16 protein-coding genes are annotated in these 14,728 nt (G+C 59.0%); 11 read left to right on the forward strand and 5 right to left on the reverse strand.

Annotation, left to right across the window (positions count from 1 at the left end; all coding sequences use genetic code 11):
- Together Q0M74_RS08605 and Q0M74_RS08610 are read left to right on the forward strand one after the other, a co-directional pair.
- On the forward strand, positions 1-390 hold a 390-nt coding region (locus tag Q0M74_RS08605), incomplete at its 5' end, for a twin-arginine translocase subunit TatC (protein WP_293953438.1).
- A 24-nt stretch (positions 391-414) separates the two neighbouring features.
- Positions 415-3,240 (forward strand): RNA helicase, encoded by a 2,826-nt coding sequence (locus Q0M74_RS08610; protein WP_293953439.1) that lies wholly within the window; start codon positions 415-417, stop codon positions 3,238-3,240.
- 86 nt (positions 3,241-3,326) lie between these two features.
- Here Q0M74_RS08610 and Q0M74_RS08615 read toward each other — a convergent pair whose 3' ends face one another.
- Positions 3,327-3,560: a type II toxin-antitoxin system HicB family antitoxin gene (locus Q0M74_RS08615; protein WP_366088087.1), complete on the reverse strand. Its 234-nt coding sequence runs from the start codon at positions 3,558-3,560 to the stop codon at positions 3,327-3,329.
- Between Q0M74_RS08615 and Q0M74_RS08620 the strand changes: the two genes are divergently transcribed.
- Positions 3,544-3,684 carry a hypothetical protein gene (locus Q0M74_RS08620; RefSeq protein ID WP_293953440.1) on the forward strand — a complete coding sequence of 47 codons (141 nt, stop codon included), beginning with the start codon at positions 3,544-3,546 and terminating at the stop codon, positions 3,682-3,684. The two genes, Q0M74_RS08615 and Q0M74_RS08620, sit on opposite strands and share 17 nt — an antisense overlap.
- Positions 3,681-3,851 (forward strand): hypothetical protein, encoded by a 171-nt coding sequence (locus Q0M74_RS08625; RefSeq protein WP_293953442.1) that lies wholly within the window; start codon positions 3,681-3,683, stop codon positions 3,849-3,851. Before Q0M74_RS08620 ends, Q0M74_RS08625 begins: the two co-directional genes overlap by 4 nt.
- 158 nt (positions 3,852-4,009) lie before the next feature.
- On the opposite strand, the gene Q0M74_RS08630 is transcribed toward Q0M74_RS08625, so the two are convergent.
- Genes Q0M74_RS08630 through Q0M74_RS08640 form a run of 3 tightly spaced genes read right to left on the reverse strand, consistent with a single transcriptional unit; the run spans position 4,010 to position 5,164 of the window.
- Positions 4,010-4,165, reverse strand: a complete 156-nt coding sequence (locus tag Q0M74_RS08630) for a hypothetical protein (RefSeq protein WP_293953444.1) — start codon at positions 4,163-4,165, stop codon at positions 4,010-4,012.
- The gene (locus Q0M74_RS08635; RefSeq protein WP_293953446.1) at positions 4,122-4,502 is read right to left on the reverse strand and encodes a hypothetical protein; all 381 of its coding nucleotides are present in this window, start codon (positions 4,500-4,502) and stop codon (positions 4,122-4,124) included. Before Q0M74_RS08635 ends, Q0M74_RS08630 begins: the two co-directional genes overlap by 44 nt.
- Positions 4,499-5,164 carry a trypsin-like serine protease gene (locus tag Q0M74_RS08640; RefSeq protein WP_293953448.1) on the reverse strand — a complete coding sequence of 222 codons (666 nt, stop codon included), beginning with the start codon at positions 5,162-5,164 and terminating at the stop codon, positions 4,499-4,501. Before Q0M74_RS08640 ends, Q0M74_RS08635 begins: the two co-directional genes overlap by 4 nt.
- Before the next feature lie 29 nt (positions 5,165-5,193).
- On the opposite strand from Q0M74_RS08640, the gene Q0M74_RS08645 reads away from it, so the two are divergent.
- The 3 genes from Q0M74_RS08645 to cbiE are packed head-to-tail and all read left to right on the forward strand — an operon-like array spanning position 5,194 to position 8,486.
- On the forward strand, positions 5,194-6,339 hold the full coding sequence (locus Q0M74_RS08645; RefSeq protein ID WP_293953450.1) for a Xaa-Pro peptidase family protein: 1,146 nt from the start codon (positions 5,194-5,196) through the stop codon (positions 6,337-6,339).
- Complete coding sequence (locus tag Q0M74_RS08650; protein ID WP_293953452.1) at positions 6,336-7,082, forward strand: SDR family oxidoreductase; 747 nt, start codon at positions 6,336-6,338, stop codon at positions 7,080-7,082. Before Q0M74_RS08645 ends, Q0M74_RS08650 begins: the two co-directional genes overlap by 4 nt.
- Before the next feature lie 24 nt (positions 7,083-7,106).
- Entirely contained in the window at positions 7,107-8,486 is a 1,380-nt protein-coding gene (cbiE, locus tag Q0M74_RS08655; protein WP_293953454.1) for a precorrin-6y C5,15-methyltransferase (decarboxylating) subunit CbiE, read from the forward strand.
- A 449-nt stretch (positions 8,487-8,935) separates the two neighbouring features.
- Here cbiE and Q0M74_RS08660 read toward each other — a convergent pair whose 3' ends face one another.
- Positions 8,936-9,964 (reverse strand): hypothetical protein, encoded by a 1,029-nt coding sequence (locus Q0M74_RS08660; protein WP_293953456.1) that lies wholly within the window; start codon positions 9,962-9,964, stop codon positions 8,936-8,938.
- A 53-nt stretch (positions 9,965-10,017) separates the two neighbouring features.
- On the opposite strand from Q0M74_RS08660, the gene Q0M74_RS08665 reads away from it, so the two are divergent.
- From Q0M74_RS08665 to Q0M74_RS08680, 4 genes are all read left to right on the forward strand, one after another.
- Positions 10,018-11,388 (forward strand): lipase family protein, encoded by a 1,371-nt coding sequence (locus tag Q0M74_RS08665; protein ID WP_293953458.1) that lies wholly within the window; start codon positions 10,018-10,020, stop codon positions 11,386-11,388.
- A 31-nt stretch (positions 11,389-11,419) separates the two neighbouring features.
- Positions 11,420-12,022 carry an FxsA family protein gene (locus Q0M74_RS08670; protein ID WP_293953460.1) on the forward strand — a complete coding sequence of 201 codons (603 nt, stop codon included), beginning with the start codon at positions 11,420-11,422 and terminating at the stop codon, positions 12,020-12,022.
- Positions 12,019-13,689, forward strand: a complete 1,671-nt coding sequence (gene lnt / locus Q0M74_RS08675) for an apolipoprotein N-acyltransferase (RefSeq protein WP_293953462.1) — start codon at positions 12,019-12,021, stop codon at positions 13,687-13,689. Before Q0M74_RS08670 ends, lnt begins: the two co-directional genes overlap by 4 nt.
- 63 nt (positions 13,690-13,752) lie before the next feature.
- Positions 13,753-14,571, forward strand: coding sequence for a polyprenol monophosphomannose synthase (locus Q0M74_RS08680; RefSeq protein ID WP_293953464.1), 819 nt, complete (start codon positions 13,753-13,755; stop codon positions 14,569-14,571).
- Positions 14,572-14,728: the final 157 nt, after the last annotated feature.

Raw genomic sequence — 14,728 nt, forward strand, 5'->3', positions numbered from 1 at the left:
CTGCAGTATGAGGCGATCAAGGACAAGCGTCGCATGATCATCATGTTGCTGTTTGTCTTCGCCGCCTTCATGACCCCGGGTCAGGATCCCTTCTCCATGCTGGTGCTGGCCATCGCCTTGACCATCCTGGTGGAGATCGCCATCCAGTTCTGTCGTATCAATGACAAGCGCAAGGACCGTAAGCGCCCTGAATGGATGGACGCAGATGATCTCAGTGCCTCCCCACTGGGTATGTCCGCCGGGGGAACTGAAGCACCGCAACCGGTGGAGCCGGCCAGTTCCGTTGATCAGCACCCACTGCGTGGTACCGCGCCGATGGCCGATAATAGTGGGAACAGGTCGTCAAGAAGCTTCAAAAATAGCGGATCGGCCTTCGACGACGTGCTCTAAAGGATGGGCAGGTAGCCTGGGGGTATGAGTTTTACTCCCGAAGCAGGCACACACCTGTCAGAATTTGTTGCCGACCTCGGCTTTGGACTGGATGATTTCCAGATTCAGGGTTGCCAGGCGGTAGAGAACGATCACGGCGTGCTGGTGTGCGCGCCGACTGGTGCTGGCAAGACCATTGTTGGTGAATTTGCCGTCTCCCTCGCATTATCGCGGGGGACCAAGTGTTTCTACACCACCCCGATCAAGGCGTTGAGCAACCAGAAGTATCACGACCTGGTGGCCAAACACGGCGCGGATGCCGTGGGCCTGCTCACCGGTGATGTCTCCATCAACCATGATGCTGAGATTGTGGTGATGACCACCGAGGTACTGCGCAATATGATCTATGCGCGTTCCTTCGCCCTGGATCGCCTGAGCCATGTGGTGATGGATGAGATCCACTTCCTGGCTGATGCCTCACGCGGTGCGGTGTGGGAGGAGGTCATCCTCAATCTGGATGAGTCGGTGAAGATCATCGGGCTGTCCGCCACGGTGTCCAACTCGGAGGAGTTCGGCGAGTGGCTCAGTACTGTCCGGGGCAACACCCATGTGATTGTCACAGAGCACCGCCCTGTGCCCTTGGATCAGTACATGATGGTCCAACGCAAGGTATTGCCCTTGTTTGAACCCGGCACTGATGGCCGGTTGAATAAACAGCTGGAAGCCACCATCGACCGCATCAATGAAAAAGCCAGCGAACCGGGCCGTGCGGAATACCGTTCCGGTGAGGGGTTCCGTACCCGCGCCCGGGGTGGCAAGGATGGTGGCCGTGGGGGTCGCGGTGGTGAGCGTCGCGACGCCGGGCGTACCGGTCAGGTCCGCGAGCAGGACCGTCACCGTCCCCTGGGCAGGCCTGAGGTGTTGAGCATCCTCAAGGGGATGAACATGTTACCGGCGATCACTTTCATCTTCTCCCGTGCAGGTTGTGATGGTGCGCTGTACCAGTGTCTGCGTTCCAAACTGATCCTGACTGATCAGGAGGAAGCCGAGGAGATCGCACGCATCATCGATGCCGGTGTGGTGGGCATCCCGGAGGAGGATCTGCAGATCCTCAACTTCAAGCAGTGGCGCTCGGCGCTGATGCGTGGTTTTGCCGCCCACCATGCCGGTATGCTCCCGGCTTTCCGACACATTGTGGAGGAACTGTTTGTCAAGGGCCTGGTGCGCGCAGTCTTTGCCACCGAGACCCTGGCACTGGGTATCAATATGCCGGCACGCACCGTGGTGCTGGAGAAACTGGTCAAATTCGACGGTGAAGGCCATGTTGATCTGACCCCTGGCCAGTACACCCAGCTGACCGGCCGTGCGGGCCGTCGTGGTATTGACACCCTGGGTAATGCGGTGGTGCAGTGGTCACCGGCGATGGATCCACGTTTTGTGGCAGGTCTTGCCTCCACACGTACCTATCCACTGATCTCCACTTTCCAGCCCGGTTACAATATGTCCGTCAACCTGCTGAAAACCATTGGTTATGAGCAGTCGCTGAGATTGCTGGAGAAGTCTTTCGCCCAGTTCCAGGCTGATGGTTCCGTGGTGGGTGATGTCCGTGAGATCGAGCGTGCAGAGCAGCGCGTGGAGGATCTACGCGCCCAGTTGGACCGCGAGCTGAGCGCCACCAACCCGGCGGTATCCCCTGATAAGACCGCGGTGGAATCTTTCCTGGACTACATGGCCCTGCGCCGTGAACTCAATGAGGAGGAGAAGACCCACCGCCGTGACAGCATGGAACAACGCCACTTTGAGGTGACCACTGTCCTGTCCAAGCTGCAGATCGGTGAGGTCATCGCCATGCCGGGACGCAAGCGCCCGGTGCTGGCTGTGGTGATGACACCTGCCAACCAGGCCCGTGACCCGCGTCCCTGGGTGACCACGGAATCCGGGTGGTCGGGTCGTATCGATGCTGAATCCTTCAACAACGCCCCCGTGGTGGTCGGTCATATGCGCCTGCCCCGCGGTGCGGCACAATCCCCGCGACGGTTTGCCCGTCAGGTTTCTGATCTGTTTCGCCGTGGTAACTTCAAGCGTCCCAATAAGATGCGGGAATCTGCGCGGGTGCGCCCCAATGCTCGCATCAGTGAACTGCGCAGCAGCATCCGCGATCACGAGGCACATCACTGGCCAGACCGCGAACAACTGGCACGCACCGCTGAGCGCATGTTGCGTAAACAACGTGATCTGAACAAGCTCACCGGCACTGTGGATAAGGCCCGTGAGACCCTGGGCCGTACCTTTGAACGTATCCTCTCCCTGCTCAGTGAGATGGACTATGTGGACTATGCCGATCCTGAGAACCCGGTGATCACTGAGGAAGGCGAGCGTCTGGCCAAGATCCACAATGAGTCCGATCTGTTGGTGGCGCAGTGCCTCAAGCGCGGTATCTGGGATGATCTGGACCCGGCCGAACTCGCCGGCGTGGTCAGCATGTGTACCTTCGAAAACCGCCGTGAAACCGGCGGCACCCCGGAGGCGGTCACCGAGGGAATGGCTGAGGCCATGAACAATACCGAGCGCATCTGGTCAGAGCTTGTCGACGATGAACGCCGCCACCGCCTGCCCCTGACCCGCCAGCCGGAAGCAGGCTTTTCCATGGCCATCCACCAGTGGGCCGCCGGAGCGCCACTGGGCTACTGCATGGCAGCAGCTGCGGAAAATGGTGCGGAACTCACCCCAGGTGACTTCGTGCGCTGGTGCCGCCAGGTCATCGACCTTCTGGAGCAGGTGGCCAAGACTTCCTACACCGATGAGATGGCGCGCAATGCCCGCCAGGCCATTGACGCGATCCGCCGTGGTGTGGTGGCGATCGGTAGCTAGTAGCTGTAGTTGAGACCGAAGAAACCCCTGCTTATCAGCATGTTTATGATGATAAGCAGGGGTTTCTGGGTTATTTAGTTGCTGTGTCAGGCTGAGGCTAATTTCTGGTCGATCCAGGTGTTTAAAGACACGCCCTCCGATTCTGCTTCCATCACTAAACGACGGTGCGGGGAATGGGAAGTACGAACATTGAATTTTCCTGAATAGAAACGCTCAACCAGTGGAGTAGGGATCTTCTCACCAGATTCAGCCCTGTCTGCGAGGATTTCGGTGACTAGGTTAAGCAGTCCCTGTTCTGCTTGTGTGCGCTCTGGGTCCAGCCAGGGTCTGGATCAGCTCTTCCGTGCCACCAGGCATAAGCCTGCTGATGAGCAATCCCAGTGTGATGCCGTGGGTGCCTACTCCGATGGTCATGATGATTCCGCAGTGTCACTGCTTCATTGAACATCAGTGCCTATGATCCAGGTGACAAGGCAGAACCCGGATCACTTTACTTCGAGGACGATCATCGTGGCATTCCGCTGTCAGAGGTGGGCCCGATCGCCTGGTCGGAGGGAATCCGCATCGCGGACTTCATCTATCTGGGCCGCAGTATGGAAAAAGATGATTAGACAACGGTCAGCCTGAAGGCATGCCAACTGCTATTTCCCATGGAGCACTCAAGGCTGAGATTGGGTTTGATTAATTCCCATCGGTTCATGGCGAAGAGGGCGAAAAGATATGAGGAAAAAGCCCCTGAACATGCTGTTCAGGGGCATAGAGATAGGAGTTAGCGGGTCTTCAGGTCCGGGAACTTACGCTCGATGATTTCCAGGGTTCGCCTGGCACTGTCCTGACGGAGTTTAGCCATTCGACGCCGGCGTTCCTGCTCATGTTCGTTATCACGTGCTGGAAGGTCCTTCCTCTGAATATGGGCTGTTGTCATGATCATCATCACCTCGTTCCTGATTGACATCTAATTCTACCGATTCAAGGGCCTGGGAGTCTACATACTCCTTGATCACTGCAGCGATGCGCCTATCTTCCGGTACTGCATCCTCCATGAGTTCAGGCAATAACGCCCAGCCCAGGGTGGAGTCTTCCTCATTGTCACTGTTGATGTGTTCAAGGGGCCATCTCATCCGCTCCCACCATGCATTGCGTTTATCAGCATCACGTTTCTGCCGATAGTTCCACCATGCGACAATACCGGCGAAGACCGCCACGATGATTGGCGCTGCGCGCAACCCGACATCCACCCAGAATTCCACAGTTGGACTCAACTCAACCGCTCCATCGCCCGCTTGATCGCCGGAAGGTGCTGGGAGAGCGTGGCCACGGTTGCTACACGGGTGTTGATGCCGAAGGGATCGGTGATCATGGACTGCAACCCATAGACCAGCCCATCAGCAAGCACCGGGCCGCCGGAGTCACCGCGGATGGCAGGTTCCGGGGTGTTGAGGATCATGGCACCGTGACGCAGCCGGGTGAAGGGATTACGCGATACTGCGAAAGGCACCTTGAACAACACCTTGCCGTGGAGTTGTTTGGGCGCCCTGGCGGTGGAACGCCCACCAAACCCATGGGTGATGGTGTGCTGCCCAGGAGACAACTGCCAGGGCGAGATCCCGGGAAGTTGCGTGGTCGGTGCCAGCCCATCAAGTTTGAGCACCGCGATGTCAGTGCCGAAGATTGCGACATAGCCTTGTGCTGTGCCGGTGAAGTTGGAACTGTGCACCTCAATCGTGCCATCACCTGCAGGTCCGCGGAGGAAATGGGCGGCGGTGAGGATGAACCCGGCCCGCTGGGCCGCCTGGGACTGAAAGTCGCTAGCACCGTGGCCGGAGTGGATGGCCAGGGCAGCGTCGATAAGCGCTTCGGTGAGCAGAAGACCGGAGGCATAGCGGCCGGATGCCCGCAGACGGACGGTGTGGTTGGTTCGCACACCTGTACAGGCTACTAGGGTTGGGAGACATGAGTGATTCTTCAACCAACAACTTTCCCGCCGCCGTCTACGCCCAACGCCTTGCACAGGCACAGGCAGGAGCCGCCAAGGCAGGCCTGAACGGCCTGATCATCGGTACCGGAGCAGAACTGGCCTACCTCACCGGTTCCTGGATCTCCACACACGAACGACTCACGGCACTGGTGATCCCAGCACTGGGAACCCCGACCATCATCCTGCCCGCCGTCGACCGCGGTGATCTCGCCCTGTCTGCCGTACCGGAGCTCAACATCAAGATTCGTGGCTGGATCGACGGCGAAGACGCACACACCCTCGCCATCGAAGCACTCGCAGATTCTGCAGCAGAGGTCATCGGTGTGGGCATCGGCTCCTCCATCACCGCCGACCACCTCATCCCCATCCAATCCCAGCTGCCCGCCAACATCCGCTATGAACTAGCTGTCCAGGTACTCAAGGAACTATTCGTCTCCAAGGACGAGGCAGAGATCACCCAACTGCGTGAAGCAGGAGCCGCCATCGACCGTGTCCACGCCCAGGTACCCGCACTACTGACCGCCGGACGCACCGAGCAGGAGGTGGCAACAGACTTAGAAGCCCTGATCCTGCAGGAACACACCGAAGTTGACTTCATCATCGTCGGCTCCGGCCCCAATGGTGCCAACCCACACCACAGCTTCTCCGAGCGCATACTTGCGGAAGGAGAAATCGTCGTCGTCGACCTCGGCGGCACCTATGGCCCCGGCTACCACTCCGACTGCACCCGCACCTACGTCGTCGGCGGACCAGATGCCCAGGCCGACGCCAGCTTCACCAAGCTTTATGGCGTCCTCTACGCCGCACAAATCGCCGCCGTAGCCCAGGCACGCCCCGGAGCAACAGCAGAATCCGTCGACCAGGCAGCCCGCAACACCATCGAAGCCGCAGGCTACGGAGAACACTTCATCCACCGCACCGGACACGGCATCGGACTCTCCACCCACGAAGAACCCTTCATCATGACCGGCAACGACCTTGTACTGGAACCCGGCATGGCCTTTTCCATCGAACCCGGCATCTACATCAACGGAGTTCACGGCGCCCGCATCGAAGACATCGTCGTCATCACCGAGGAAGGCTGCGAAACCCTCAACAATCAGCCAAAGACCCTCCAATGAGCATCCTCATCCTCGGCGGCACCAGTGACATCGCCGGAGACATCGCCCGCCGTATAGCTCCCGGTGAAGAAGTAGTGCTGGCCGCGCGCCGGGTTGATGCACTGGAACCGCTGATGGCGGAACTGGTGTCTGCTGGTGCCACGCAGGTGCATCCGGTGCAGTTTGAAGCCACGGATCTTGGTTCTCATCGTGGGGTGGTGATTAAGGCACGCGAACTGACAGGTTCTGATATCACGCTGGCTGTGGTGGCCTTCGGCATCCTGGGGGAGCAGAAACGTGCGGAAACCGATGAAGCCCACGTCGTGGAGATCGCCACCCTGGACTACACCGCGCAGGTATCCATGCTCACCGTGCTGGCCGATGAACTCCGTGCCCAGTCAGGTACGCATTCGGCCATCGTGGCCTTTTCCTCCATTGCAGGTTGGCGGGCCCGGCGCGCGAACTATGTCTATGGTTCCACCAAGGCCGGCCTGGATGCGTTTTGTCAGGGACTGTCGGATGCGCTGCATGGGTCAATGGTTCGTCTGATCACCGCACGCCCGGGTTTTGTCATCGGTTCCATGACCACAGGGATGTCACCTGCTCCGATGTCGGTGTATCCCGGTGACGTGGCCGATGCGGTGGTGGCCGCTGTGGAGAAGAGCAAGGGGAGTGTGACCTTATGGATCCCTGGAAGATTGCGTGTTCTGGCCTGGATCATGCGTGTGGTTCCCCGTCCGGTGTGGCGGAGAATGCCGCGCTAATCAGGGAGACTAGAATTAGGCCCTATGAATGAATCGATGATTGTCTCTAATTCGGGTGCTGCTGCGGCCAAGAAGGATACCATGAGGACACATCGGTTCGCTGTGGTCGGTGGCGATGAACATGCACACATCGCCACCAGCACCAATCCCAGGGAGCCGAAGGATTCCATCACGGTGGTCGGCATCGGGGCAGATGGCTTTGATGAGCTGGGATACAAGGCTCAAACCGTGTTGCGCCGTGCTGATGTGGTGATTGGTTCCTGGCGTCAGCTCAACCTGCTACCGGATACTGTCCATGGGGAACGACGCCCCTGGCCCTCACCGATGTTGCCCGCACTGGAGGGACTGTTCAAGGAACTCTCCGGTATGCATGTAGCTGTGCTCGCTTCAGGGGATCCGATGTTCCATGGGGTGGGTGCCACCTTGAAGCGTGTGCTGGGGGAGGAGCTTATCCATGTGATCCCGGCACCATCGTCGGTATCGCTTGCCTGCGCACGCCTGGGATGGGCCCTGGACAAGACACCTGTGGCCTCACTGGTGAACCGCCCGGTGGAAACACTGATCCCCCTGATTGATTCCGGTGTGCGTTTCCTGGTGATGGGACGCGATGAATTCAGTGCCCCTGACATTGCGGCCCTGTTGAACTCCATGGGCCACCGCGATGTGGAACTGACCGTGTTGAGTGATCTGGGCAGCGTGGATGAAGAGATCTCGCATGGCACAGCACAGCAACCACCACGACCTGTCTCTGCCCTCAACGTGATTGCAGTATCCCCACCACCCGGTGGTGCGATGAAGAAGCGTTCCCTCTTGCCAGGGCTTGGTGGAGACACCTATGAGGGAGACACTGACAGTCTTGATCCTGATCTCCGGGCACTGACAGTTTCTGCACTGGCACCGGTACCGGGTGAACTGCTGTGGGATATCGGCAGTGGCGACGGTTCCATCGCCATTGAATGGTTACGCGCCATCGCCTTAGCCAGTGGCGGACTCACCCGCACCCGTGCCCAGGCCATCTGCTTTGAAGCCGTCCCTGAACGAGTGGTCAAGATCAACCGCAATGCCAATAAACTCGGTGTGCCCTGGCTCAAGATCATGGGAGCCGCACCCAAGGCACTGAAAGATGCCCGCTATGCCAAGGGCCAGACAGCTGTGGCACCTGATGCCATCTACCTCAGCGGCGGCCTTGACCAGGAAATGGTCGTGGAAACCGCCTGGTCCATGCTGCGCCCCGGTGGACGCATGGTGGTCAACGCCCGCGATACCTCAGAAGACGAGCGCCTCGGAATGCTCCAGCAGCAGTATGGCGGCACACTGCGACGCATTGAGATCACCGGTACATCAGATGCGGTGGCTGTCACCCAATGGTGTGCGACCAAGCCTCTGGTGCCCACGGGGGTGTAGAGCTTTGCTGGAAATTTCCCCTTCATGTCAACAACTAGCCCTAAAATCCCCCTCCCAAAGCTGTTTTCCCCCACAGACGTTGACATGAGGGGAAGAGACCTCATCAGGTCAGAGCTCATCTTCCTCAGCATGGGCATCATATGGACCGGTGTTCTCCTCCTCAGGGTCTTCTGGCTGGGACATGATCACGAGCTGTCCTCGGCCTCGGATTAGGCGTTGGCTTTGCAGGGCTCTATCTGTGGGCATCAAAGGAAGACCTCAAGAGCAGAACAGGAAAGCAATCTGTAGTCCTGGCTATTTTCTTAACCCTGGTGCTGACAACTGCTGTCCAGATCACTCTTACTTAAACAAATCCCCCTCCAGACCAGCACCTATGGGCAAAACAACTCTTTTGACGAGGTTCCACCCACAGACGTTGACATGAGAGATAAAACACGACTACACGCGTCTCACTGACGCTCAAACACCTCATAGTCCTCATCGACAGTTGCCTGATACTCCCTATGAGGCATCACAGGATGCCCACAGCGGCGTTCACAGCCTGAGAAGTGCACATGCCCCTCCACAGCAGAGAGCTGACCCGTACCAAGTGCGAGCTCCAGATCAGAACGCACATCAGCATGTGCCTCCAAACAAGCAGGGGCCCCGGCACAGGCAGAAACACGCAACCACGGGGAAGCGGCATCAAAGATCAACCCCATGGGAGCCAGAACCTTCACCACCTGATCAGCAACCCCATCAACCAACCCATGGATCACCAGGGAATTCCACGGGGTGATCCACGTATCGGTTTCAATAGCCGCCAGGAACCTCGCCAAACGTGAATCCAACTGACCCAACTTCAACCCCGCACCCAGGGACACCACATCACCCTCCTGCATCCACCCAATGGGAGCAGACAATACCGGGGGAGAAGGAACAACCGCCTCACACCGCCCACTGACCAGACCCTCCACATGGGGCACCAATACCTCAGCATCATGCCCATGGGCCTCAACCAGCTCAGCAAGACTCCCCACAGTCGAAGCCTCCACCACAAGCCCCGTCGGCTCACCCACCAACACCACCTGGAACTGATCATCCCCGACACACAGCAGACCAACCTCAGGACGCTCCGCGATGATCGACCCATCCCCGCCATCCACACCAAACACCCGCTCAGACTGAGGCACCGCAGCCACAAGAGCATTGACAAGCCCTCCCAACCCAGGGGAAAGGGGAGAACACATCACCGACGGCGCCCACCCCAGACCAGCCTCAGCCAAACGTGCAACAAGCCCCTGCGCATCACGTACCCCACGAATCTGCAGATTGCCCCGGGACGTCAGATACAAGCGACCATCCCCAAACTCCTCACACAGATCAGCCAACACCTCCCACTGCGCAGCCCGGACACGCCCGCCCGGCACACGAACCCGCACAATCACCACATCATCCCGGGAAGGGAGAACCGGCCCAGAAAAATCATCAGACAACATGAGCGACATCCTAATCCCTGCACCACCCACCCCAAACCAATAACCTAGACCCCATGGCAACCCAGGCACAGCAGGAAACGCAGTACCGCGAACTCACCACCACACCGGTCATCAGATCCGGCACCTGGAACACCACCCGACGCACACTCCAACCCCTCATCACAGAAGGTACACACGCCATCACCCGCCGACTCACCGGCAAAAACCGACGCCCCGATCGCGCCGGGTCATTGATCAAGCCGGATGTCTCTGCGGTACCGAACTTCGGTGGAGCCTCCACCACGCCCGGTGTGGCACCTGGAACGCTGATCAATGTGGCTCCCTTGCGGGTGTTGGGGACACGCAGCGAATTGAACCCGGCCAGTTCCCATCGCTTTGAGTACGTCACTCGTGATCCCAATGGCCGTGCCATCACCGCCACCGCCGGTGTGTGCTTCTCCCAGACATCAGCACCCGGGCACCGTCCGGGCGCCCCGCGGCCGGTGGTAGCCTTCGCACCCTCCACCCAGGGGGTTGCCGCACACTGCGATCCCTCCCACACCTGTGCCATCGGGCTCAGCGTCTTCACCGATGCCCCCAGGGATGCGATCGCCGCCTATGAACTTCCCGTCCTCAACTGGTTCCTGGCCAATGGGGTGGACGTGGTCTTCATCGACTATCCCCGCGACCCACTGACCGGCTTGCAGTACTATTGCGATTCCATCACCGCCGCAAAGTCCCTTTATGATGCTCTCCGCGCCGCCCACCACCTTGGTATCTCGCCGGAGGCACCCCTGGGCCTGTGGGGGTTCTCCCAGGGAGGAGGTGCGATTGGTTGGGCAGCCCAACTCACCGACTACGCCCCGGAGATCCATCCACGGGCGGCGGTTGTCGGTGCCCCAACCTCAGATCTGCCCGCGATACTGCGTGCTGTCGATGGCGGCCTCATCACCGGGGTCATCGCCTATGCCGTCGCAGGCCTGGCCACCACCCGGCCAGAACTTTATGACGAAATACTCCCAACCCTCAACTCCCATGGACTGACAGAGATCCTGCGCAATATCTCCACCTGTGCCGGAGGCACACTCCTCACCAGTGGCTATGAATCCACTTCCTCTTGGACCACCACCGGCCAGCCACTGGGCGCCATCCTGAACAACCTGCCCGCAGTACTCAGGGAATTCAACCGCCAGAAACTCGGGGTAACAGCTCCCGATATTCCGGTGTTGCTCTGGGGTTCCACCAATGATGACGTCATCCCCATCAACCAGGTGAGGGAACTCCGGGATGCCTGGACCAACCTGGGTGCAGACATCACCTGGCATGAACATCCGTTACCCCGGGTGCCAGGGAAAACAGCCCTCAACCACTTCGGACCCTACTTCCACAATCTCAGTACCCACTCTGGATGGCTCTGGGACCAACTCCACAGCAATCAGAGTTAGCTGTGCCAGGGTGGGCGGGTAGAGTTGAGATGTGCCTGCAGCAATAGCTATCCCATATTTCATCGTTGAGATCATCGCCTTCACCGCCGTAGTCATGTGGCTCGGTATCGGTTGGGCGATCGGTCTGTTGTTCCTCACCTTCTTCGGAGGTCTCATTCTGGCTGCCGTGGAGATGCAACGGATCAGCCGTGCCGCTGCCCTCGCCCAGAAGTCGGGCCAGGGCAGTCCAGGTGCCATCGCCGGTAACTTCGGCCTCACCGCAGCGGGAGCAATCCTGGTGGTCATGCCGGGCTTTGTCACCTCCATCATCGGTCTGCTCCTGATATTCCCACCCACCCGCATGTTGTTCAGGCGGACTCTGGCCAAGCGTCTGCGCCAGACCATCGAGAACCTCGGTGTCAAGGGCTTTGAGGCAGCCAACGGCTACCGTGCCCAGGCTTCCTATGGTGGCTTCGGCGCTCCTTTCGCCGGAGCTCAGGACCAGCCGGAGAACCGCACACCCATCGTGTTGGATGAAGAACAGATCCAGGAATGGACCGCTGATCTCAAGCCGGAGGACTTCAGAGCGCCAAAGCGCGATGAGGACAACCACGATTCCAAGGACGACAAGACCGACAATGGCGAGGACAAGTGACCTTATCCATCAGGTCGGTCATCGCTGGACTTGGTGGCCTGCTGGTTTATGCCTCCAATGAGCCCATTGGCTGGTTCCTCGCCGGTATCCTCGGCATTGTCTTTCTCTATGTCTCACTGGCCCCGTGGAACACCCACTTCCGAAAAACCGGGGCGCCACCACGGCGACGGACTAAAAACACTCCGCCGACACTGCTGGAGAAACTCTCTACCGGACCCACCATCGCCCAGGGCATGCTCCTGGGCTTCATTCATGGCCTGATCCAGTACCTGTTGCTTCTGCCATGGATTGGTGAGTTCGTGGGCAACCTGCCCTATATCGCACTCTCGCTCGTCATGGCGTTGTACTCCCTCGGCATCGGTGCCGCCGGTGTGGCGATCACTCGCTGGCCACGCTGGGGAGTGTTTCTCTTCCCGGTGCTCTACGTTGCAGTGGAATACCTACGCAGCAGCTGGCCCTTTGGCGGTTTCGCCTGGGTTCGTCTTGCCTGGGGCCAGATCAATGGCCCCCTGGCCAACCTGACCGCCTTCGGTGGACCGGCCCTGGTCACCTTTGCCGTCGTCCTGGTGGCTGTGGGACTGGGCGTGGCACTCATCGGCCGGGACCGTCTGGTTGGCGCCGGTGTGGCCATCCTGGTGCTGCTGATCGGTGGGGTGTCCTCGCTCTATATTGACCGTTCAGGCACCACCACGGAGTCCATTGAGGTTGCTGCAGTCCAGGGCAATGTGCCCCGCATGGGACTGGACTTCAACGCCCAGCGTCGTGCTGTTCTGGCCAACCACGTGAGGGAAACCAGGCAGCTGGATCATCAGGTGGATCTAGTCATCTGGCCGGAGAACTCCTCGGACGTCAACCCTTTCACTGATGCCCAGGCATCCACCCTGATTACCTCTGCGGTGGAACATGCTCAGGCACCCATCTTGGTGGGCACCATCACCCAGGATGAGGTGGGGCCAAGAAACACCATGGTCGTCTTTGACCCCGAAAGTGGCACGGGGGAGTACCACAACAAGAAGTATCTCCAACCCTTCGGCGAGTACATGCCCCACCGCGATTTCTTCCGCATGTTCTCCCCATGGGTGGACTCCGCTGGAAACTTCCAGCCAGGTGATGGCACTGGCACCGTCACCATGGACGCCGCCAAATTGGGGCGTGCTGTGGTGGTGGGAATCCAGACCTGTTATGAAGTGATCTTCGACCAGGCTGGACGTGACGCCATTGCAAACGGTGCGGAGTTCTTGGCAACCCCAACCAACAACGCTACCTTCGGTTTTACCGACATGACCTATCAGCAGCTGGCCATGAGCCGGATGCGTGCCATCGAGTTCGACAGGGCAGTGGTGGTCTCAGCAACCTCAGGTGTTTCAGCGATCGTCATGCCTGATGGCAGCGTGGATCAGAACACCCGAATTTTCGAGGCTGCAACACTGGTAGCGGAGATTCCACTGAAGCAAACAGTAACGCTTGCTGCCCGTGTGGGTTTCTATGTTGAATTGGTGTTGGTTATCATGGGAGTATTGTCCGGCGTTGCAGCTTTGTGGCTCAACACCCGTTCCCAGAAGAACACTTCGAAGAAGAAGCCAGCCCAGTCGCATCTAAAGAAGTCGACTGCCGGAGCAGGTTCACCACGAAAAACGCCGGCAGGTGCGTCAACCAGGCGTAAATAGCTTTATTTTCCTATCCGACTCTCTTAAGACGAGACCGCTTGGCGGTCAAGGAGGCCCACCCAGATGAGCAACGAGGCAGCAGGGGTTAGCGCTACCACTCTGGTAATCATCCCGACCTACAATGAGCTGGAAAACCTTCCATTGATCGTGGACCGGGTCCGTGCAGCAACGCCTGAGGTGGATATCCTCATCGTGGACGACAACAGTCCTGACGGCACCGGTGAGCGTGCTGATGAGCTGGCAGCCTCCGATGGCCACGTCCATGTCCTACACCGCAAGGGCAAGGACGGACTGTTTGCCGCCTACCTCACAGGTTTTGAGTGGGGCCTGGAACGCGACTACGAGATCCTCTGTGAGATGGACGCTGATGGCTCCCACGCCCCAGAACAGCTCCACCTCCTACTGGCAGAAATCACCAATGGTGCAGACCTGGTCATCGGTTCCCGCTACATCCCAGGCGGCAAGGTTGTGAACTGGCCGAAGGACCGCTGGGTGCTGTCCAAGGGCGGCAACGTCTACATCTCCCTGGCACTGGGAACCGGACTGTCCGATATGACCGCCGGCTACCGCGCATTCCGCCGCGAGGTCCTGGAGACCCTGCCCATGGATGACCTGTCCAAGGCCGGATACATCTTCCAGGTGGAGATCGCCTACCGCGCTGTCGAACTCGGCTTCGATGTCCGCGAGGTTCCCATCACCTTCACCGAACGTGAGATCGGCGAGTCCAAACTGGATGGCAGCTTCGTCAAGGACTCCCTCCTGGAAGTCACCAAATGGGGCCTGAAGCACCGCGGCACCCAGGTCAAGGAACTGTCCAAGGAAGTTGCCGGACTCATGAACTATGAGTACAGGCAGTGGCGTAAGCGTAATGACTGGTTCTAAGCTTCACAGCATGAACACCAAACCCACCCTCTGGCTACGGCTCGGTTTCTTCACCCTGGCAGTGGTGGGTCTTCTGATTCTCCAGGTCCTCACCGCAGATATGAGTGTGGCACTCACTCTCGTGGTCTACGTGGTTGCGATCACGGTGGTCATGCTG

This window comes from uncultured Corynebacterium sp. (genome assembly GCF_945649885.1).
In the GTDB taxonomy this organism is placed as follows: Bacteria; Actinomycetota; Actinomycetes; order Mycobacteriales; family Mycobacteriaceae; genus Corynebacterium.

Coding starts and splice junctions, on each gene's coding strand:
- cbiE (WP_293953454.1), top strand. CDS start 7,107: ATGAATGAATCGATGATTGTCTCTAATTCGGGTGCTGCTGCGGCCAAG.
- Q0M74_RS08680 (WP_293953464.1), top strand. CDS start 13,753: ATGAGCAACGAGGCAGCAGGGGTTAGCGCTACCACTCTGGTAATCATC.
- Q0M74_RS08665 (WP_293953458.1), top strand. CDS start 10,018: ATGGCAACCCAGGCACAGCAGGAAACGCAGTACCGCGAACTCACCACC.
- Q0M74_RS08650 (WP_293953452.1), top strand. CDS start 6,336: ATGAGCATCCTCATCCTCGGCGGCACCAGTGACATCGCCGGAGACATC.
- Q0M74_RS08660 (WP_293953456.1), bottom strand. CDS start 9,964: ATGTTGTCTGATGATTTTTCTGGGCCGGTTCTCCCTTCCCGGGATGAT.
- Q0M74_RS08610 (WP_293953439.1), top strand. CDS start 415: ATGAGTTTTACTCCCGAAGCAGGCACACACCTGTCAGAATTTGTTGCC.
- Q0M74_RS08630 (WP_293953444.1), bottom strand. CDS start 4,165: ATGACAACAGCCCATATTCAGAGGAAGGACCTTCCAGCACGTGATAAC.
- Q0M74_RS08645 (WP_293953450.1), top strand. CDS start 5,194: ATGAGTGATTCTTCAACCAACAACTTTCCCGCCGCCGTCTACGCCCAA.